General features: G+C 69.3%; 19 protein-coding genes and 1 tRNA gene. 9 read left to right on the top strand and 11 right to left on the bottom strand.

Annotated features, from left to right (window positions below; translation table 11 throughout):
- Positions 1 to 103: 103 nt before the first annotated feature.
- Positions 104 to 1,429 carry an ABC transporter substrate-binding protein gene (locus ABZT04_RS44715; RefSeq protein ID WP_356066129.1) on the bottom strand — a complete coding sequence of 442 codons (1,326 nt, stop codon included), beginning with the start codon at positions 1,427 to 1,429 and terminating at the stop codon, positions 104 to 106.
- Positions 1,430 to 1,759: 330 nt separating this feature from the next.
- Between ABZT04_RS44715 and ABZT04_RS44710 the strand changes: the two genes are divergently transcribed.
- Positions 1,760 to 2,815 (top strand): LacI family DNA-binding transcriptional regulator, encoded by a 1,056-nt coding sequence (locus tag ABZT04_RS44710; protein ID WP_356066126.1) that lies wholly within the window; start codon positions 1,760 to 1,762, stop codon positions 2,813 to 2,815.
- Between the two features lie 12 nt (positions 2,816 to 2,827).
- Here the strand turns inward: ABZT04_RS44710 and ABZT04_RS44705 are convergent, their stop codons facing one another.
- A complete protein-coding gene (locus tag ABZT04_RS44705) occupies positions 2,828 to 3,667 on the bottom strand; it encodes a helix-turn-helix transcriptional regulator (protein ID WP_356066124.1) in 840 nt (279 codons plus the stop codon).
- Between the two features lie 184 nt (positions 3,668 to 3,851).
- Between ABZT04_RS44705 and ABZT04_RS44700 the strand changes: the two genes are divergently transcribed.
- Both ABZT04_RS44700 and ABZT04_RS44695 read left to right on the top strand, forming a co-directional pair.
- Positions 3,852 to 4,613, top strand: a complete 762-nt coding sequence (locus ABZT04_RS44700) for an SDR family oxidoreductase (protein WP_356066121.1) — start codon at positions 3,852 to 3,854, stop codon at positions 4,611 to 4,613.
- A 2-nt stretch (positions 4,614 to 4,615) separates the two neighbouring features.
- The gene (locus ABZT04_RS44695) at positions 4,616 to 5,371 is read left to right on the top strand and encodes an SDR family oxidoreductase (RefSeq protein WP_356066118.1); all 756 of its coding nucleotides are present in this window, start codon (positions 4,616 to 4,618) and stop codon (positions 5,369 to 5,371) included.
- Between the two features lie 75 nt (positions 5,372 to 5,446).
- On the opposite strand, the gene ABZT04_RS44690 is transcribed toward ABZT04_RS44695, so the two are convergent.
- Both ABZT04_RS44690 and ABZT04_RS44685 read right to left on the bottom strand, forming a co-directional pair.
- Positions 5,447 to 6,193 (bottom strand): SDR family NAD(P)-dependent oxidoreductase, encoded by a 747-nt coding sequence (locus ABZT04_RS44690; RefSeq protein WP_356066116.1) that lies wholly within the window; start codon positions 6,191 to 6,193, stop codon positions 5,447 to 5,449.
- Positions 6,194 to 6,204: 11 nt separating this feature from the next.
- Positions 6,205 to 6,963 carry a VOC family protein gene (locus ABZT04_RS44685; RefSeq protein ID WP_356066114.1) on the bottom strand — a complete coding sequence of 253 codons (759 nt, stop codon included), beginning with the start codon at positions 6,961 to 6,963 and terminating at the stop codon, positions 6,205 to 6,207.
- Between the two features lie 121 nt (positions 6,964 to 7,084).
- Here ABZT04_RS44685 and ABZT04_RS44680 point away from each other — a divergent pair, with 121 nt between their 5' ends.
- Together ABZT04_RS44680 and ABZT04_RS44675 are read left to right on the top strand one after the other, a co-directional pair.
- Complete coding sequence (locus tag ABZT04_RS44680) at positions 7,085 to 7,699, top strand: TetR family transcriptional regulator (RefSeq protein ID WP_356066111.1); 615 nt, start codon at positions 7,085 to 7,087, stop codon at positions 7,697 to 7,699.
- Between the two features lie 4 nt (positions 7,700 to 7,703).
- Positions 7,704 to 8,435, top strand: coding sequence for a serine/threonine protein kinase (locus tag ABZT04_RS44675; protein ID WP_356066108.1), 732 nt, complete (start codon positions 7,704 to 7,706; stop codon positions 8,433 to 8,435).
- Between the two features lie 67 nt (positions 8,436 to 8,502).
- On the opposite strand, the gene ABZT04_RS44670 is transcribed toward ABZT04_RS44675, so the two are convergent.
- From ABZT04_RS44670 to ABZT04_RS44655, 4 genes are all read right to left on the bottom strand, one after another.
- Positions 8,503 to 8,575: transfer RNA gene (locus ABZT04_RS44670), tRNA-His, on the bottom strand.
- An 81-nt stretch (positions 8,576 to 8,656) separates the two neighbouring features.
- Positions 8,657 to 9,259 (bottom strand): oligoribonuclease, encoded by a 603-nt coding sequence (gene orn / locus ABZT04_RS44665; protein ID WP_356066105.1) that lies wholly within the window; start codon positions 9,257 to 9,259, stop codon positions 8,657 to 8,659.
- A 131-nt stretch (positions 9,260 to 9,390) separates the two neighbouring features.
- The gene (locus ABZT04_RS44660; RefSeq protein WP_356066102.1) at positions 9,391 to 10,659 is read right to left on the bottom strand and encodes a helix-turn-helix domain-containing protein; all 1,269 of its coding nucleotides are present in this window, start codon (positions 10,657 to 10,659) and stop codon (positions 9,391 to 9,393) included.
- Positions 10,660 to 11,037: 378 nt separating this feature from the next.
- Entirely contained in the window at positions 11,038 to 11,358 is a 321-nt protein-coding gene (locus ABZT04_RS44655; RefSeq protein ID WP_356066099.1) for a hypothetical protein, read from the bottom strand.
- A gap of 302 nt (positions 11,359 to 11,660) precedes the next feature.
- Between ABZT04_RS44655 and ABZT04_RS44650 the strand changes: the two genes are divergently transcribed.
- On the top strand, positions 11,661 to 12,188 hold the full coding sequence (locus ABZT04_RS44650) for a universal stress protein (protein ID WP_356066097.1): 528 nt from the start codon (positions 11,661 to 11,663) through the stop codon (positions 12,186 to 12,188).
- 121 nt (positions 12,189 to 12,309) lie between these two features.
- Positions 12,310 to 12,876: a GPR1/FUN34/YaaH family transporter gene (locus tag ABZT04_RS44645; RefSeq protein ID WP_356066094.1), complete on the top strand. Its 567-nt coding sequence runs from the start codon at positions 12,310 to 12,312 to the stop codon at positions 12,874 to 12,876.
- A 70-nt stretch (positions 12,877 to 12,946) separates the two neighbouring features.
- Here the strand turns inward: ABZT04_RS44645 and glmS are convergent, their stop codons facing one another.
- The gene (gene glmS, locus ABZT04_RS44640) at positions 12,947 to 14,764 is read right to left on the bottom strand and encodes a glutamine--fructose-6-phosphate transaminase (isomerizing) (RefSeq protein WP_356066092.1); all 1,818 of its coding nucleotides are present in this window, start codon (positions 14,762 to 14,764) and stop codon (positions 12,947 to 12,949) included.
- A 13-nt stretch (positions 14,765 to 14,777) separates the two neighbouring features.
- Complete coding sequence (locus tag ABZT04_RS44635) at positions 14,778 to 15,035, bottom strand: hypothetical protein (RefSeq protein ID WP_266768966.1); 258 nt, start codon at positions 15,033 to 15,035, stop codon at positions 14,778 to 14,780.
- A gap of 165 nt (positions 15,036 to 15,200) precedes the next feature.
- Here ABZT04_RS44635 and ABZT04_RS44630 point away from each other — a divergent pair, with 165 nt between their 5' ends.
- Positions 15,201 to 16,766: a metallophosphoesterase family protein gene (locus ABZT04_RS44630; RefSeq protein WP_356066089.1), complete on the top strand. Its 1,566-nt coding sequence runs from the start codon at positions 15,201 to 15,203 to the stop codon at positions 16,764 to 16,766.
- A 50-nt stretch (positions 16,767 to 16,816) separates the two neighbouring features.
- On the opposite strand, the gene ABZT04_RS44625 is transcribed toward ABZT04_RS44630, so the two are convergent.
- Entirely contained in the window at positions 16,817 to 17,695 is an 879-nt protein-coding gene (locus ABZT04_RS44625) for a DUF4429 domain-containing protein (RefSeq protein WP_356066086.1), read from the bottom strand.
- 99 nt (positions 17,696 to 17,794) lie between these two features.
- On the opposite strand from ABZT04_RS44625, the gene ABZT04_RS44620 reads away from it, so the two are divergent.
- Positions 17,795 to 19,336, top strand: a complete 1,542-nt coding sequence (locus ABZT04_RS44620; RefSeq protein WP_356066132.1) for a beta-N-acetylhexosaminidase — start codon at positions 17,795 to 17,797, stop codon at positions 19,334 to 19,336.
- Positions 19,337 to 19,472 lie beyond the last annotated feature (136 nt).

Genomic DNA, 19,472 nt, shown 5'->3' with positions numbered 1-19,472 from the left:
GTGTTTTGTTGTGGGTGAAAGTCGCGGCGGGGCGGGGGGGGCAGCCCCCCCCCCCCGGCGCCGGAGCCCGGCGCAGGGTGTGCGAGGGCCTCCTTGGAGCTGCTCACTGCCCGAGCACGTCCTTGATCTCCTTGGTGGCGGCGCTCCATCCCTGGTCCGGGGTCTTGCCCTTCTGCTCCACCTGGAGGATGCCGACATCAGTGATCGCGGTGTTGATCGGCTGGTCCTTGATGCCGAAGACCTGCACCGGGATGGTCTTCGCCGAGTCGGAGAAGATCTGGGTGATCGGCGCGTTCGAGAAGTAGGCCGTGGTGTCGGCGGCCGGCTTCAGCGTCGCGTACGCCGCCGGGGTCGACGGGAAGCTGGCCTGCTTGGCGAAGACCTTCGCCTGCTGCTCGGGGGCGGTCAGCCACTTCGCCAGGGCCACGGCGTCGGCCTGGTGCTTGGTCGCCGTCGGCACGCCGAGGAAGGAACCGCCCCAGTTGGCCGCGGTCGGCGCCGCCGCCACGTCCCAGTTGCCCTTTCCGGCCGCGCCCGACTTCTGCTCGATGTAGCCGATCATCCAGGCGGGGCAGGCCACGGTCGCGAAGCTCGCTTTGGCGAAGCCCTGGTCCCAGGTCGGGTCGAACTGCTTCAGCTTGGCGGACATATTGGTGGTCGCCACCGTCATCGCGTCGTTCCAGGCGTCCTTCACACCGGCCGACTTGTCCCAGGCGACGTTGCCGTCCTTGTCGTAGTACCGCTCGCTCTCGCCGCCGAGGGCCGCGTTGTAGACGGAGGACGCGGAGTCCACGAACTTGGTGCCCTTGGGCGCCTTCTTCATGTAGTCCTTGCCGACGTCGACGTACTTCGACCAGTCGCCCTTCCAGAGGTTGGCGAGCTGGGTGCGGTCGGTGGGCAGACCGGCCTTCTTGAAGAGGTCCTTGCGGTAGCAGATCGCCATCGGGCCGGTGTCGGTGCCGAGGCCTATCTGCTTGCCGTCCTTGGTGGTGGCCTGGGCGTTCTTCCAGTCCAGCCACTGGGACTTGTCGACCTCCTTGCCGAGGTCGACGAACTTGCCGGCCTGCGTCTGGACCGCCTCGGTGATGTTGCCGACCTCGATGGCCTGGATGTCGTCGGTGCCCGAACCGGCCTGGAGCCGGGTGAGGACCTTCGGCCAGTACACGTCGGTACGGGTGGTGACGTCCTCCTTGATGGTGATGTTCGGGTGGAGCTTCATGTACTCGTCGTACAGACCGGCCTGCTTGTAGCCGAAGACGCCGAAGGTACCGACGGTCAGCGTGGTCTTGCCCTTGGAGTTGCCGCCGCCGCTCGAGTTCGACGAAGTGTCGTTCGAGTCACTGGAGCAGCCGGCCAGCACCCCTGTGGTCAGCGCGGCGACGGCCGCCAGGGCCATCAGCCGATGGGACCGTCGGGTACTCGTGCGCATTGCGTCCTCCTGTTGCCTGACGTGCCGACCCCCCGGCCAACTGCATTGTTGGGCCCGTTAGTTCACGCTGCGGCTCGGGCGGGGAACGTGCGGGATGTGTATGTGTCAGGTACCGTGGGAGCGCTCCCATCGGTGATGTGTTGAAGAGTCGTCGGTTCGGGAGGGGGTGTCAAGGGAGTGGGCGCGGAGAGATGCGTTCAGTTATTCGTCTGTTAGCTAACTGTGCGGGAGGCGGGGATCAGGTCGGAGGCGGGGCTCCGCGCGCCCCTCTTCCCTGATCAGGACTGTTACATTCCAGGCCAACGGGTGGGTCGACAGGAGGCGGAGCCGATGGCAAGCCACGGAGCGCGGAGCCGGAGCGGTGGCCGGCCGACCTTGGAGGAGGTCGCGGCGCGCGCCGGTGTGGGCCGCGGCACGGTCTCCCGGGTGATCAACGGTTCGCCGAGGGTCAGCGACGCGACCCGCGCGGCCGTCGAGGCGGCGGTCGCCGAGCTCGGTTACGTCCCGAACACGGCGGCCCGCGCCCTCGCCGCGAACCGCACCGACGCCATCGCCCTCGTCGTCCCCGAGCCGGAGACCCGCTTCTTCGCGGAGCCGTACTTCTCGGACATGCTCAAGGGCGTCGGTTCCGAACTGTCGGAGACCGAGATGCAGTTGCTGCTGATCTTCGCCGGCAGCGACCGCGAACGGCAGCGCCTGGCCCAGTACTTGGCCGCGCACCGGGTCGACGGCGTCCTGCTGGTCTCGGTCCACGCCGACGACCCGCTCCCGGACCTGCTCGCGCAGTTGGAGATCCCCGCGGTGATCAGCGGCCCGCGCTCCGCCGCCGAGACCCTGACCTCCGTCGACTCCGACAACTACGGCGGCGCCCGCTCGGCGGTGGAACACCTGCTGTCCCGGGGCCGCACGCGCATCGCCCACATCACCGGCCGCCTCGACGTGTACGGCGCCCAGCGCCGCGTCGACGGCTACCGCGAGGCACTGCTCGACGCCGGGCAGGAACTGGACGAACACCTCATCCAGCCGGGGGACTTCACCGAGGAGGGCGGCCGCCGGGCGATGAAGGAACTCCTTGCACGCCGCCCCGACGTCGACGCGGTCTTCGCCGGCTCGGACGTCATGGCGGCGGGCGCCCGCCAGGTCCTCCGCGAGGAGGGCCGCCGTATCCCGGACGACGTGGCCCTCGTCGGCTACGACGACTCGGCCATCGCCCGCCACATGGACCCGCCGCTGACCAGCGTCCGCCAGCCCATCGAGGAGATGGGCCGCGCGATGATCGACCTCCTCCTGGCCGAGATCGCGGACCGCCGCCCGGCCACCTCCCGGGGGCTTGAGCGCCGACAGGCGGTACTGGCAACGGAGTTGGTGACGCGGGCGTCGTCCTAGGGTTCTTGGAGGCTAGGTCGCCAGCCGCTGGTTCCCTATGACCGACAGCAGTTGGAGTTTCTCGTAGTCCTCCGTGCCGGGTGTCGCCGTGAACACCAGCAGGAACTGGGACTGGTCGGGGTCGACGAGGGTCTGGCAGTACAGGGAGATCGGTCCGACCTCGGGGTGGATGATCCGTTTGCGGTTGGTGTAGGTGACGCCGACCTCGTGGGCGTCCCACAGCTCCGCGAACTCGGCGCTCTCGGCGCGGAGTTGGCGGGCGAGAGCGGCGGCGCGCGAGCCGCTTCCCTCGCGTGACGCGACGGTGCGGAGCTGCGCCACGTAGATACGGCTGTGCGTCGCGTGTTCCTCCGGCGCATAGCCTCCGCGCTCGTCCGGGTCGGTGAACCAGCGGTGGACGATGCTGCGGGCCGGTCCGGTGAAGCGGGTCTGGTCACCGAGCAAGGCCACGGCGAGGGGCGTCTGGACGAGCGTTTCGCCGATGCCGGTGACGACCTGGGCCGGTGTGTCCTGGAGCCGGTCGAGGATGCGCATCATGCCCGCGTTGACATGGTCGTCACGGGTCGCGCGGGCCGGTGCGTTGTGCCCGGCCAGCACGAACAGGTGGTCGCGCTCGTCGAGGGTGAACCGCAGCCCGCGGGCGATCGAGGCAAGCATCTGTTCGGACGGCTGGGGCCCGCGCCCGCGTTCGAGGCGGCTGTAGTAGTCGGTGGACATCTGGCACAGCACGGCCACCTCTTCGCGCCGCAGCCCCGGCGTACGACGCCTTTGCCCCTGGGGAAAACCCACGTCGGCCGGTTGCAGCGCCTCTCTGCGTCTGCGAAGGAACGTGGCCAATCCCGTCTGATCCATACGAACACTGTGCCGTGGCCGGCGATCCGTAGCCACTGTCCGCCGATCCCAGGCTGAGGGCACCCCGGTACAGCCTGGGATCGCCGGACAGTGGACAAGCGGGCACTGGATGCGGTCGCGGGCGGCGCGCCAACTGGTGGAGCAACCAGCAGGACTCACCGTCCGTATCCATGGAGGAACCACCATGAGCGCCAACCAGAAGATCGCCCTCGTCACCGGGGCCAACCGCGGGCTGGGGCGGGCGCACGCCCTGCACCTGGCCGAGGCCGGTGTCGACGTCGTCGTGACCTACCGGAACAACCGGGCCGAGGCGGAGGACGTCGTGGCGGCCGTCGCCGAACGGAGCCGGTCGGCGGTCGCCCTGCGCCTCGACACCGGCGTGGTGAGTTCCTTCGCCGACTTCGCCGCGCGGCTGGGCGCCGAACTCAAGGGCCGCTGGTCCAGGACGACCTTCGACTTCCTGGTCAACAACGCCGGTCATGACCTGGAGGCCCCGTTCGCGGCGACCACCGAGAAGGACTTCGACGAGCTGGTGAACGTCCACCTCAAGGGCGTCTTCTTCCTCACCCAGACCCTGCTGCCGCAACTCGCCGACGGCGGCGCCGTGGTGAACGTGTCCAGCGGGCTGACACGCATCATCGTCCCGGGCCATGCCGCCTACGGCGCGGTCAAGGGCGCGGTCGAGGTCCTCACCCGCTACCAGGCCAAGGAACTCGGCGCACGCGGTATCCGCGTCAACACCATCGCCCCCGGAGCGACCGCGACTGACTTCGGCGGCGGCATGATGCACAACGAGCAGGTCCGGGCGTATCTCACCGCGCAGGTCGCACTGGGCCGCGTGGGCGAGCCCGACGACATCGGCGCCGCCCTCGCCGCGCTGCTCTCGGACGCGAACCGCTGGGTCACCGCGCAGCGCGTCGAGATCTCCGGCGGACAGGGCATCTGATCATGACAGACCTCACGGGCAGGACCGCTGTGATCACCGGGTCCGCGAGAGGCATCGGCCGGGCGATCGCCCTGCGCTACGCGAGCCTCGGCGCGAACATCGTGGTCAACTACTCCTCCGACCGGGCCGGGGCGGAGGCCACCGCCACGGAGATCGAGCGGATCGGCGCACAGGCGATCACCGTACGGGCGGACGTCTCCGAGACCACCGGCATCGAGCACCTCTTCGCCGAGGCCACCGCCCGGTTCGGGCAGATCGACATCGTCGTCGCCAACGCGGGCGTGGAGCTGATCGGCGTCAACTTCGTCGACATCACGGAGGCACAGTTCGACCGGCTCTTCGCGATCAACACCAAGGGCACCTTCTTCACGCTCCAGGCGGCCGCCCGGCACGTCGTGGACAACGGCAGGATCATCTACGTCGGTTCGAGTACGACGACCGTGCCGGTCCCCGGCGAGGGGCTCTACGGATCGAGCAAGACCGCGCCCCGCTACGCCGTACAGGTCCTCGCCCAGGAGCTGGCGGACCGGGGCGTGACCGTCAACACGATCCTGCCGACCGCGATCGAGGGCGCGGGCGTCTTCACCGAGCCCGATCCCGACCATCCCGTACGGCGGTTCGTCGCCCGGCCCGGGCGCATCGGCCGCCGGATGGGCACGGTCGACGACGTCGCGGACGCCGCCGAGTACGTCGCTTCCCCTCTCGCGGCCTGGGTCAGCGGACAGAGCCTGCTGGTCAGCGGGGGCGCACTCCAGTAGAAACGGCGCCGCCCGTCGGAGGGGAATCCGGAACATCCGGTCCCTCTGGCGGGCGGCGCCGTGCGGGGTGGCAGCTCAGAGCTGGGTCTGGCCGCCGTTGACCTCGTACACCGATCCGGTGACGAAGGCCGCGTCGTCGGAGAGCAGGAAGGTGACCACGCCCGCGACCTCTTCCATGGTGCCGGGCCGGTTCATCGCCGTCTTGGCCGCGATCTGGGCGAGCAGCTCGGGGGGCAGTCCCTGGGCGGAGGGTGTGTCGATGGGGCCGGGGGCGACCGCGTTGATCCGGATGCCGCGCCGGGCGTATTCGACGGCGGCCGAGCGGGTCAGACCGACGATGCCGTGCTTGGACGCCGAGTACGCGGCACGTCCGGCGTGGGCCATGACCCCGGCGGTGGACGCCATGTTGACGATCGCGCCGCCACCGTGCGCCACGAAGTGGGCCAGTTCCGCCTTCACGCAGAAGAAGGTGCCGGTGAGGTTGACGCGGATGACGTCGAGCCAGTCCTGCGGCTCGATCTCGTGGGTGTCGACGAGCCGTGGGGTGATGCCGGCGTTGTTGAACGCGAAGTCGAGCCGGCCGTAGGTGGAGACCGCGAACGCGACCAGCCGCTCGGCGTCCTCGAACACCGAGACGTCGACGACGAACGGGGTGGCCTCGTGGCCGGCGGCCCGGATCTCCTTGGCCACCCGGTCGGCGGCGTCCGCGTTCCGGTCGGCCACGACGATCCGTGCGCCTTCGGCGGCCAGACGCTTGGCGGCCGCCTCACCGAGCCCGGAGCCGGCACCGGTGACGATGCCTGTTTTTCCGTTGACGGACATGGCTCTGCTCCTCAATTCGTGGACGTGGTGGGCGCGTTGACGGTGAAGACCGCGCCGACGGGGTCGGTGAGGACGGCGATGGAGCCGTGCGCGAGCGGGGTGGCGCCCATCAGCACGGTGCCGCCGAGGGCCGTGACCCTGTCGACGGTGGCCTCGGTGTCGCCGACGGTGAAATAGACGTCCCAGTACGGAGGGATCTCGGTGGGCATGGCCGGGGGCCTGGGCAGCAGTTCGCCGACGGCTCGTCCGTCCAGTTGCCATGCGCGGCGGGACAGGGGGCCTTCCGGTTGGCCGAGTGTCCATCCGAAGACGGAGTGGTAGAAGGCCGCGGAGGCCTCGACATCGTCGGTGATCAACTCTCCCTGGTGGAAGGTGCCGGGCTCGTCGACCGCGCCGGCCCCGGGGCGGCCGCCCGCTTGCCACACGGCGAACGCGGTGCCGCTGTGGTCCGCGAACAGGGCCGCGCGCCCTGCGGTGCCGAGGTCATACGGCGGTGTCAGTACGCGGCCGCCCGCGGCGACGACCGTCTCCGCCGTCTTGTCGGCGTCGGCGACGTTCACGTGCATCGACCACGTGGCGCGCTCGACGCCCTGCGCGGGGGTGATCGCGGCCACCGGCCGATCGTGCAGCAGAGCCGTCCAGGACGGATGCGGCCCTTCTTGGTAGGCCCAGCCGAACAGCGAGCCGTAGAAACGGCCGGCGGCCTCGGCGTCCGGCGTGGTCAGGGTGACCCACGACGGAACGCCCTCCTCATAGCTGTGGATGTCCACGACGTCTCTCCTCGAACTGAAAGCAGGGCCTTCGACCCCGACGTGTCAACCATAGACATACTCGTCAGTGACTGACAACTAATGCATGCCATGACAGTTATGTCTTGCTATGCTGCGTAGCGTGACGGAAACTGGGACGGAGACCGCGAAGAGCCGCCGATCGGGGCTGCGTGAAGCCACCCGGCGGGCCGTGCGCGCCGAGATCGCCGATGCCGCGATGGCCCTGTTCATGGAGCGGGGCTTCGAAGAGACCACGGTGGAGCAGGTGGCCGCCGCCGTGGGCATGTCGGGGCGCAGCGTCTTTCGCTACTTCGCCACCAAAGAGGACATGGTCGTGGGGTCCATGGAGCAGGTGGGCCACGAACTCGCCGCGGCCCTGCGGGCGCGGCCGGCGGACGAGCCGGTGTGGGAGGCCCTGCGGCGGGCGTTCGACGAACCGCTGCGCGCACTTGAGGACGACGGCGGCCTCGCCCTGGCCCGCACCACACTGCTGGCCACGACCCCGTCCCTGCGCGCGGCCCAGCAGCACAAGCACGCGGAGTGGAACGCGCTCCTCGCCCCCGCCGTCGTCGACCGGCTCACCGGCCCGGCGGCCACCCGCGAGTACCAGGCGCACGCCATCGTCGCCGCCGCCCTGGCCTGCATGGACGTCGCCGTCGAACAGTGGACCGCGTCCAAGGGCACCCAGCCCCTGGACGCGCTGCTCGACACGGCGATCGCGGCCGTCCGGGAGTAGGGCGATGAAGTCGTACCTCCGCACGATGGGCGAGGTGTTCCGCACCTTCCGGGACCAGGACTCCGGATGCGTCTCGTACGGCGTCCAACTCCCGGACGGCGAGCGCCGGTTCGTGAAGGAGCCGACAACAGCCCCCGCCCAGGCCTCACTTGACCGAGCCTGGACCTTCCACCAGGCGGTGCGCCACCCGGCGATCGTCCCCCAACTGCACCGAATCCCCATGCCGAACGGCCACACGGCGACCGTCATGCCCTGGCGCCCCGGCGAGTCCCTCTACGGCCCCGCCCGCGCCCGCTTCCGCACGCTGCCCCTCGCCTCCGTACTGCGCGCGATCGACCGCGTCCTGGACGCGCATCTAGCGGTGGAGGCGGCGGCCATGGTCGCGGTCGACCTCTACGACGGCGCGTTCCTCTACGACTTCTCCGCCAACGCGCTCCACCTCGTCGACCTCGACGAGTACCGCCCGGGACCCTTCGTCCTCCAGGACGACCGCCTCCCGGGTTCGGCCCGCTTCATGGCCCCCGAGGAGTGGCACCGCGGCGCCCTCATCGACATTCGCACGACGGTCCATGCCCTCGGCCGCACCGCCCACGTCCTCCTCGAAGCCGACGCCGGACAGCCCTGGCGCGGTACGGCACATCAACTCACCGTCGTGGAAAGGGCAACGCGGGCCGATCCCGCCGAACGGTTCACGGGCGTACGGGAGTTCACGGATGCGTGGCGCGCTGCCACCTGAGGCGATCTCTGCCGAGAAACGAATCAGCCGGTGACCCCGTTTCCGGAGTCACCGGCTGATTACTCAGGGTGAGTGACGGGACTTGAACCCGCGACTTCCTGGACCACAACCAGGTGCTCTACCAGCTGAGCTACACCCACCATGCCCGGTCGCTCACTCAGTGAGTTACCGACCGGCCGAGAAAAAGTGTACAGGGTCCGAAGGGGTGCTCGCGCACGCCTTTAACGTGCAGGCTGGACGTGCTTCGCGGCGATCGTGCGGGCCGTGTCGGAGTCGGGGCCGGGCTGCGGGACGAAGATCGCCTCGCGGTAGTAGCGCAGCTCGGCGATGGACTCGCGGATGTCGGCGAGGGCGCGGTGGTTGCCCTTCTTCTCGGGGCTGTTGAAGTAGGCCCGCGGGTACCAGCGGCGGGCCAGCTCCTTCACCGAGGAGACATCCACGATGCGGTAGTGGAGGTACTGCTCCAGGGACGGCATGTCACGGAGGAGGAAACCGCGGTCGGTACCGACCGAGTTGCCGCACAGCGGGGCCTTGCCCGGCTCCTTGACCTGCTCCCGGATGTAGGCCAGGACCAGCTCCTCGGCGTCGGCGAGCGTCGTACCGCCGGCCAGCTCGTCGAGCAGGCCGGATGCGGTGTGCATCTGGCGTACTACGTCCGGCATCGTCTCCAGCGCCTGGTCCGGCGGGCGGATGACGATGTCCACCCCTTCCCCGAGCACGTTCAGCTCGGAGTCGGTGACGAGGGCGGCCACCTCGATGAGAGCGTCGTCTGACAGCGAGAGGCCGGTCATCTCGCAGTCGATCCACACCATGCGATCGTTCATGTGTCTAACCTTAAGGTGCGCGCCGCTCAGCTGAGCCGACCGTGCGGTGACCTTGTGGTGCGGGAACGTGCGAGGGCGCGCGAAAACCCCCGGAGATCTCCTGACGGAAACCTCCGGGAGCCTTCCCGTTGCTATGTCGCGCTGCGCTGGCTGGGCAGGCTCGCCGCCGACCGGCTTGTGGCGTACGCCTCACGGCCGTTCTCCGCGGGGGAGGGCGCCGCGGACGCCGTAGCCGACGACAGCGCGTTCGCCGCCGCACGCCGCGACTGCATCGGCACCGGACCCTCCGGGTGCAGCGCGGGCGGCAGCCCCGCCGGACCCAGCGCTGCCGGACCGCCGGGCTGGCCCGGGGCGCCGTCGCCGTCCACCTGCTTGTCGCCCTGGGGCCTGCGGGCGCGGTACGCGGCCCGGTAGGCGGCGGGCGACGAGCCCAACTGGCGGCGGAAATGGCCGCGCAGGGCCACCGGCGAGCGGAAGCCGCAGCGACCCGCGACCTCGTCCACCGAGTAGTCCGACGTCTCCAGCAGACGCTGCGCCTGGAGCACCCGCTGCGTGATCAGCCACTGCAGAGGAGCGCTCCCGGTGAGCGAGCGGAAGCGGCGGTCGAACGTACGACGGCTCATGTACGCGCGTGCCGCCAGCGTCTCCACGTCGAACTGTTCGTGGAGGTGCTCCAGCGCCCAGGCGACGACCTCCGCGAGCGGGTCGGCGCCGATCTCCTCTGGTAAAGATCGATCGAGGTAGCGCTCCTGACCGCCGCTGCGGCGCGGCGGGACCACCAGGCGCCGGGCGAGCGCGCCGGCCGCCTCGTTGCCGTGGTCCGTCCGCACGATGTGGAGACAGAGATCGATTCCGGCCGCCGTACCGGCGGACGTCAGTACGTCTCCGTCGTCGACGAAGAGTTCCCGCGGATCCACGTGCACCGACGGGTAGCGCTTGGCCAGCGTCGGCGCGTACATCCAGTGGGTGGTCGCCGGGCGGCCGTCCAGCAGGCCCGCCGCCGCCAGCACGAACGCGCCGGTGCACAGGCCGACTATGCGGGCGCCCTCTTCGTGCGCCCGGCGCAGTGCGTCGAGTGCCTCCTCCGGCGGTGGCGAGGTGATCGACCGCCAGGCCGGCACGACGACGGTGCCCGCCCGGGAGATCGCTTCCAGGCCGTGCGGTGTGGTGAGTTCCAGCCCCCCGGTGGTGCGCAGCGGACCCTCTTCGCCGCCACACACAAGGAGGCGGTAGCGCGGAACTCCGGCGTCCTGCCGGTCGATTCCGAACACCGACAGCGGTATGGAACTCTCGAAGATGGGACCGCCGCTGAACAGCAGCACCGCGACGATCTCCTTGCGGCGTCGCCCGGAAAGCTTCCGGGCCGCGGCTTCCGGCGCGGCAGTGGAGTCGTGGCTCATACTGCTAAGCCCCCCTCGGTGGTCGCGGCTCCTCGGCTGTGTCGCTCCTGCACGTTTCCCCTCGGTCCTGCAACGAGTCCCCCGCCGTAAGACGTCAAGATCGAATCTACTGTGTCCCGTGGTGCCGGGGTGACCAGTTCGGCAACCGGCACATTGTCGACATGGCAACTTGGCGTGAAGCATTCGATCACGAAGCGTTGCACTCGTGGGCCGTGCAGGGAAGTGCGCCTCGTCGTAGTGGCCAATCCCCGTAGGGTGCGCAGGGCCCCCAGGACCCTTTCCGTGCAGGTGGAACCGGGGTTGGGGGGTGGTCGGGGCAAGAGATGCGCGGTGACCGGAAGTTGGCTGAAAAGCATCGGGCGCGTGCGCGGAAACCGGTCAGTCGACCGGTGTACTTCCCCCGGCGTGCCGACCGCCCCTGTGCGCCCCCGCCTGGGCCCGGTGGCGGTGCCCGCGGTGCGGGGGCTGTTCTTCGGCCGACAGCCGGGCCGCGCCCTGTTCGGACCGGCGCAGCAGCACCCGGCAGGCGGCGGTGACGGCCGCCAGGCCCAGGGCCGTACCGGTGGCGCCGGCGAGCGAGGTGCCGTACCAGAGGAGGACCAGGGGGACGAGGACACAACTGAAGACCGCCCAGCGGACCACGTCGGTCGCGGTGTCCGGGCTGCGGTGTGTCTCGGAGGTCGTGCGGTGTCCGGACATGGCGTGCTCCCTGGGGGCGGCGGCTCGCCGGGTTCAACGCTTGTTCGATGCGTCGGTCACTGTAGGGCACCCCGTACGTAAGTGAATCCTGTGCAAACCGCCTGTACGGGGCAGCAACCATTGCGTTACGGGCGTCCCCTCGTGCATGCTCCGGGGAACTCCGCCGGAGCCTGTGCGGGATATGGGCTCGGGAGGAGTGCCGCCGTACCCTTGGGGGTATGGGGTTGGGAAGATGATTCCCGGACACAGCTCCGCCGCATCCTGTCGTCCCCTCCCACGAGGATCAAAACGCCGAGACACCCATGGCCGGTCACGAATCTTTCGAACCCGCGGACCGCAAGCGGCCCGTCGCCGATCCCACGGCGGCCGAGCCCCTGGCGGCGGAACAGCCACGTCATTCCTGCGACCCCGCCTTCAAGCACGGCGTGGTCGTCGGTTTCGACGGCTCCACGTCCAGTGAGCGTGCCCTCGCGTACGCGATCGGCATGGCCCATCGCTCGGGCTCGGGCCTGATCATCGTGCATGTCGCCAACCGGCTGCCGACCACGGTGTGGGCGGGCTGCGAGCCACCGGTCTTCGTCGACGTGCCGGATCACCGCACCGAGGTGCTCGGTCTTGAGCTGGCGTGCGCCGAATACCTCGCCGAGGTGTCCTGGATCCTCGTCGAGCGCGGCGGCGACATCTGCCACGAACTCGAAGAGGTGGGGCGGGAGTACGAGGCGGACGCGATCGTGGTGGGCTCGACCCACGGCATCGTCGGACGCCTCTTCGGCTCCGTCGCCGGGCGGCTCGCCAAGCGGGCCCAGCGGCCCGTCGTCGTCATCCCCTGACCTGCGGGTCGAACACCCGGTCAGGTTCCCGAATTCGCTGCTGTGCAGAGGTGTTTGTGTCCTTGTGAAGGGCATATATCGGTCACACCGCACAACCGCACATGCATGAAGGGAGCCCGCCGTGGACAATGACGTCTCCGCGGGAAGCACCACCACCTCGATCGTCGGCCGACTCGCCCTGGGAATCACCCTGTTGGCCTTCGGGCTCGGGTACACCGATGTCATCAACGGAGTGTCGGCGGCCGACGCCGTGTCACTCGCCCACTACGTAGGCGGAGTTGCCCTCTTCGTCGCCGGTCTGTTCGCCTTCCGCGAGGGCGACACCGCGACGGGTACGGCCTTCGCGGCCTTCGGCGCCCTCTGGTTCACCTGGGCCGTCAGCGCGGGCAACTCCGTGTCGGACAACGCGGCGGGGCTGTTCCTGGTCCTGTTCGCCCTCGTCGCCCTCTCGGTGACCCTCGCGGGCGGGGACCAACTCACCCAGGGCACCTACGGGTTGTTCTTCGTCTCCCTCGTGCTGCTCGCCATCGCCCAGTTCGCCGGCAACGACGGGCTGGCCAAGATCGGCGGATGGTTCGGTGTCGCCGCCGGGGCTGTCGCCTGGTATGCGGCCACGGCGGCTCTCGCCCACTGGCCGACGGTGCTTCCGCGGCGGGCTGCGGGCCGGGGCGTGACGGCAACCGGCTGATCGGCAGCGGACAGAACCCCCACGTGCAGGAGGCGCACGTGGGGGTTCTCTCCGTCCGTGGAAGGGCTGCCTACTCCACCGTCACCGACTTCGCGAGGTTCCGCGGCTTGTCGATGTCCCGGCCCAGGGCCAACGCCGTGTGGTAGGCGAGGAGTTGGAGCGGGATCCCCATCAGGATCGGGTCCAGCTCGTCCTCGTTCTTGGGGACCACGATCGTCTGGTCGGCCTTCTCCTGGTGCTGGTGGGCCACCGCGAGGATGCGGCCGCTGCGGGCCTTGATCTCCTCCAGGGCGGCGCGGTTCTTCTCCAGGAGGTCGTCGTCGGGGACGATCGCGACCGTGGGCAGCGCGGGCTCGATCAGCGCCAGCGGGCCGTGCTTCAACTCCGAGGCGGGGTAGGCCTCGGCGTGGATGTACGAGACCTCCTTGAGCTTCAGCGAGGCCTCGCGGGCCACCGGGTAACCACGGACGCGCCCGATGAACAGCATCGAGCGGGCCTCGGCGTACTCGGCCGCCAACTTCTTGATCTCCTCCTCCTGTTCGAGGATCGCGGAGATCTGGGCCGGCAGCTTGCGCAGACCCTCGATGACACGCTTGCCGTCGCGCACCGAGAGGTCACGGGTGCGGCCGAGGTGCAGCGCCAACAGGGCGAACGCCACTGTGGTGTTGGTGAAGCACTTGGTCGAGACGACACAGACCTCGGGGCCCGCGTGCACATACATGCCGCCGTCCGCCTCACGCGCGATCGCCGAGCCGACGACGTTGACCACGCCGAGCACCCGCGCGCCCTTGCGCTTCAACTCCTGGACCGCCGCCAGCACGTCGTACGTCTCACCGGACTGCGAGACCGCGATGTACAGCGTGTCGGGGTCCACCACCGCGTTGCGGTACCGGAATTCGGAGGCCGGCTCGGCGTCTGCGGGGATACGGGCCAGCTCCTCGATCATCTGGGCGCCGATCATGCCCGCGTGGTACGAGGTGCCGCAGCCGAGGATCTTCACCCGGCGGATCTGCCGGGCCTCGCGGGCGTCCAGGTTCAGGCCGCCGAGGTGCACGGTGGAGAAGCGGTCGTCGATACGGCCGCGCAGCACGCGGTCCACGGCGTCGGCCTGCTCGAAGATCTCCTTGTGCATGTAGGTGTCGTGGCCGCCCATGTCGTAGGAGGCGGCCTCCCACTCGACCGTGGTGGGCTCGGACGTGGTGCGGGTGCCCTCGGTCGTGTATGTCCGGAAGTCGTCGGCCTTGAGGGTCGCCATCTCGCCGTCGTCGAGCGTCACTATCTGGCGCGTGTGGGTCACGAGGGCGGCGATGTCCGAGGCGACGAACATCTCCTTCTCGCCGATCCCGAGGACCACCGGGGAGCCGTTTCGAGCCACCACGATCCGGTCCGGGAAGTCGGCGTGCAGCACGGCGATGCCGTACGTCCCCTCGATCACCCGGAGCGCCTGGCGGACCTTCTCCTCCAGGGTCTCCGCCTGGGAGCGGGCGATGAGGTGGGTGAGGACCTCGGTGTCGGTCTCGGAGAGGAACTCGACGCCGTCGGCCTCCAGCTTCTTCCGGAGGTCGGACGCGTTGTCGATGATGCCGTTGTGGACGACGGCGACCTTGCTGTCGGCCGACAGGTGCGGGTGCGCGTTCACGTCGGAGGGGGCGCCGTGCGTGGCCCAGCGGGTGTGGGCGATTCCGGTGGTGCCCTTGAAGCGCGCCGGGACCTTGGCCTCCAGGTCACGGACCCGGCCCTTGGCCTTGACCATCTTCAGGCCGGCCGTCTTCGGCGAGGTGACGACGATGCCCGCGGAGTCGTAGCCGCGGTACTCCAGCCGCTGCAGACCCTCCAGCAGAAGCGGAGCAACGTCACGCTTGCCGATGTACCCGACGATTCCACACATATATACGTATTCCTCAGCCGTAGACAATCCGGCGCAGCTGTCGGAGCGTGAGCTCCGGCGGGGCCACCGCACGGTATTTCAGGTCCGCCTCGATCCGGTCGAAGATCGTCGCGTTCACCAGGCCCTGGGCCTGGAGTTCGCGGTGGCGGCGACGGACGTACTCCTCGGTCGTCTCGTCGAAGTAGGCGAGCACGTCCTGGATCACCCGCAGCGCCTCGCCCCGGTTGAGGGTCGTGGAGCGCGTCAGATGATCTACGAGTTCGTCGTGCACCCGGTTGATCCTGGAGTACCGGGGAAGGCTTTGCAAGAATCCTGCCCGATATCGGGCAACCGCCTGTTGAAAGTCTTATGGGGCTCTGTTCGTAAGCTGTCCATCCTGTGTCTTGCGCCACGTTGCTCATATGGACGAGTTTCAGTCGCCATGGACATTCCTCGTATGGGAGTACCCGCCGAGCTCGCCGAGAGCATGAGCATGGCGGAGCAGCACGAGTACCTGCGCGCGAGATTCTCGCGGCGCACGATGATCAGAGGCGGTGCCGTGACCCTCGGCGCCGTCGCGGGCGGCGTGTTCGTACCGGGCGCGGTCGCCCAGGCAGCCGTCCCCACCCAGGCCACCGCCACCTCCACCGAGTCGGTCGACGGGGCCCTCGTCTCCCCGTTCGGCCGGCACCTCGCCTTCGGCAACGACCCGAGCACCGAGGTCACGGTCTCCTGGCAGGTCCCGACGAACGTCAAGAAGCCGTTCGTCCGGATCGGCGCGCACCCCTGGGACCTCTCCCGCAAGATCGAGGCCGAGGTGCGCACCCTGTACACCCCGGCCGGTGTCGGCGCGAGCGGCGACCACACCCAGTACTACCTGCACGCCAAGCTGACCCACCTGCGCCCGGGCCGGACCTACTACTACGGCGTCGGCCACGCGGGCTTCGACCCGGCCGAGCCCCACCTGCTCGGCACCCTGGGCACCTTCACCACCGCCCCCGACCGGTCCGTGCCGTTCACCTTCACGGCCTTCGGCGACGAGGGCGTCGGCTACCACGGCCTGGCCAACGACAGCCTGCTGCTCGCCCAGAACCCGGCCTTCCACCTGCACGCCGGCGACATCGCGTACGCCGACCCGGCGGGCGCGGGCAAGACCGCCGACACCGGCTTCGACTCGCGCGTCTGGGACCAGTTCCTCGCCCAGACCGAGGCGGTCGCCAAGTCCGTGCCGTGGATGCCCGCCTACGGCAACCACGACATGGAGGCCTGGTACTCGCCGAACGGCTACGGCGGCGAGGACGCCCGCTGGAGCCTGCCGGACAACGGCCCCGACAAGACGAACCTGCCGGGCGTCTACTCCTTCGTCTACGGCAACACGGCGATCATCTCGTTGGACGCCAACGACATCTCCTTCGAGATCCCGGCCAACCTCGGCATCTCCGGCGGCACCCAGACCACGTGGCTGGAGGGGCAGCTCAAGAAGTTCCGCGCCTCCAGGGACATCGACTTCGTCGTGGTCTTCTTCCACCACTGCGCGTACTGCACCTCCACCGCGCACTCCTCGGAGGGGGGAGTGCGCAACGAGTGGGTGCCGCTGTTCGAGAAGTACACGGTGGACCTGGTCATCAACGGCCACAACCACCAGTACGAGCGCACCGACGTCATCAAGAAGAACGCGGTCGTCAAGAAGCTGCCGATCGGCGGCACGGCGTACCCGGAGACCGAGGGTGTCGTCTACGTGACGGCGGGCGCGGCCGGCCGCAGCCTGTACGCGTTCTCCGCCCCCGACTCCTACGAGGGTCACCTGAACGAGGTCGACTCCGTCGCCGCCTTCATCAACACGAAGGACGGCAAGGTCAACGAGACGGTCGCCTGGTCGCGCGTCCGCTACCTCAACTATTCCTTCCTGCGCGTCGACGTGCAGCCCGCCTCCAGGGGCCGTACGACCACGCTGACGGTCCGCGGCATCGCCGAGACCGGCGCCGAGGTCGACCGCTTCACGGTGGCCCGCAAGGCCAAGTAAGTCCCGTGGTACGCCCCGAAGGCAGGGCGTAGGCACACCGCAGGCGGTCCTCACATGCGTTTGAGGACCGCCTGTTTGGCCATCGAGAACTCCTCGTCCGTCAGCACCCCGTCCCGGTGCAGCTCGCCCAGTTCACGCAGCCGCCGCAGCAGCGCGTCATGGCCGTCCTCCGCCGCGGCCGTCAACTCCCGCGCGGGCCAAGGACGTTCGGGCCGTACGTCGGTCTCGGCCGCGGGGTGCGGGAGCCGGGCCTGTACGGCCGCGGCGATCAGGGCCATCAGTGGGTCCTTCTTGAAGCCCCACAGCTCAACGGAGTTGGGGTCGTACTTGGGCGGTGCCTTGGTCGGCGCGTTCCGCACCGAGAAGCGGATGTAGCCGTTCTCCAGGCCGGCCGACGGACGCCACTCCACGCCGACGAGGTCCGTGACGGCGAGGGTGCGGGCGCCGGCGGCGGACTTCGCGTCCTCGGTCTTCCAGTTCCACTCCAGCCGTACGCGCTCGCCGTCGAAGCTCGCGGTGCCGTCCCCGGCGGAGACGGAGAGCGGCACGGCAGGGCCCGGCAGCAGATACGCGTCCACCGGATCGGCCGGGACCTCGTCGAGCAGCAGGGCGCCCCGCACCTCGTCCACGAAGTACTCGGCGACGCCGTACCGGTCCGACTCGACGGCCAGTTGATAGGGGTCGTCGCTCTCGGCGAGCCGGCCGCCGGTGGCGTGCAGCAGCGGGTCGGCGCCGTCCCGCAGCCGTAGTCTCAGCCGCCCTGTCTTCCGGCCCTGTTCGAACGAGACGCCCGCCAACGCCCCCAGGGGGACGACGAGTTCACCGAGTGTTCTGCGGAACAGGCCGACGTTCTTGTCCCGTCCGGGAGTCAGCCGCAGGGCGTCGCCGTCGAAGATCCAGGTGCCGTCCTTCTGGATGATTTCCGCCATGGGGGGATTGTTTCACCGGATCTGCGGGAGAGTGGTCTCTACCAATCGAAGGGAGCGCAGGTGAGACGACACAGCGTTCTGGGATCGCTGCTGCTCGTGATGGCGGTCGGCGCCTTCACGGTAGGAGCGACAACGGTGACGAAAGCGACCCCGACCGCGACCCCGCTCGGCCGAGTGGTTCCGGCGCCCGCGTCGGTGACACCCGGGAAAACCCCGTACCGCATCACCCACGACACCGCGATCCAGGTCGACGGATCGCGCGAGGCCCGCCGGATCGGCGAGTACCTCGCCGGCATCCTGCGTCCCTCGACCGGCTATCGCCTGCCCTTGAGTACACACGCCGGGCACGGCATCCAACTCAGGCTGACCAAGGGCTCGTTCGGGGCCGAGGGGTACCGCCTGGACAGCGGCCCGTCCGGCGTCACCCTCACCGCCGCCCACGCCGCCGGCCTCTTCCACGGCGTCCAGACCCTGCGCCAACTCCTGCCCGCCGCCGTCGAGAAGAACTCCGTGCAGCGCGGCCCCTGGCAGATCGCGGGCGGCACCATCGAGGACTCCCCGCGCTACGCCTACCGCGGCGCGATGCTCGACGTCTCCCGGCACTTCTTCACGGTCGCCCAAGTCAAGCGCTACATCGACGAGTTGGCGCTCTACAAGATCAACGAACTGCATCTGCACCTCAGCGACGACCAGGGCTGGCGCATCGCGATCGACTCCTGGCCACGCCTGGCGACCTACGGCGGCTCGACCGAGGTCGGCGGTGGCGCGGGCGGCTACTACACGAAGGCCGACTACCAGGAGATCGTCCGCTACGCCTCCTCCCGCTACCTGGAGGTCGTCCCCGAGATCGACATGCCGGGGCACACCAACGCGGCCCTCGCCTCCTACGCCGACCTCAACTGCGACGGCGTGGCACCCTCGCTCTACACCGGCACGGACGTCGGCTTCAGCTCGCTCTGCGTCGGCAAGGACCTCACCTACGACTTCGTGGACGACGTGGTCCGCGAGCTGGCCGCGCTCACCCCAGGCCGCTATCTCCACATCGGCGGCGACGAGGCGCACTCCACCAGCCATGAGGACTACGTCAAGTTCATGGACCGGGTGCAGCCGATCGTCACCAAGTACGGCAAGACGGTGATCGCCTGGCACCAGATCACCGGAGCGCACCCCGTGAAGGGCGCCCTCGCCCAGTACTGGGGTCTCGACGACACCGACGCCGCCGAGAAGGCCCAGGTCGCCGCAGCCGCGAAGAACGGCACCGGGCTGATCCTCTCGCCCGCCGACCGGGTCTACCTCGACATGAAGTACACCGAGGACACCCCGCTCGGCCAGGACTGGGCGGGCCTGGTCGAGGTCAAACGGTCCTACGACTGGGATCCCGGCAACTACCTCGCCGGAGTGCCCACTTCGGCGATCCGCGGGGTCGAGGCGCCGCTGTGGTCGGAGACCATCGTGACCGGCGCGAACATCGACTACATGGCCTTTCCCAGGCTGCCCGGGGTGGCCGAACTGGGCTGGTCACCGGCCTCGACCCACGACTGGGACACCTACAAGGTGCGGCTCGCGGCGCAGGCCCCGCGCTGGGACGCACTCGGGATCGACTACTACCGGTCGCCTCAAGTGCCCTGGCCTGCAAGCTAGTTGACCACCTCATTGACTGATGGAAAGGGGCGGGCACCCCGGAGGACCGTAATACGGGGGGGCCCCCAGTCCGTGGGGCAGAAGGGAAGAGGGGCGTGTATGGAAAGAGGGTACGTGGAAGTGTGTAGATATAGGG

This window comes from Streptomyces sp. NPDC005492 (genome assembly GCF_040605995.1).
In the GTDB taxonomy this organism is placed as follows: Bacteria; Actinomycetota; Actinomycetes; order Streptomycetales; family Streptomycetaceae; genus Streptomyces.
This window is presented reverse-complemented; position numbering and strand designations above follow the sequence as displayed.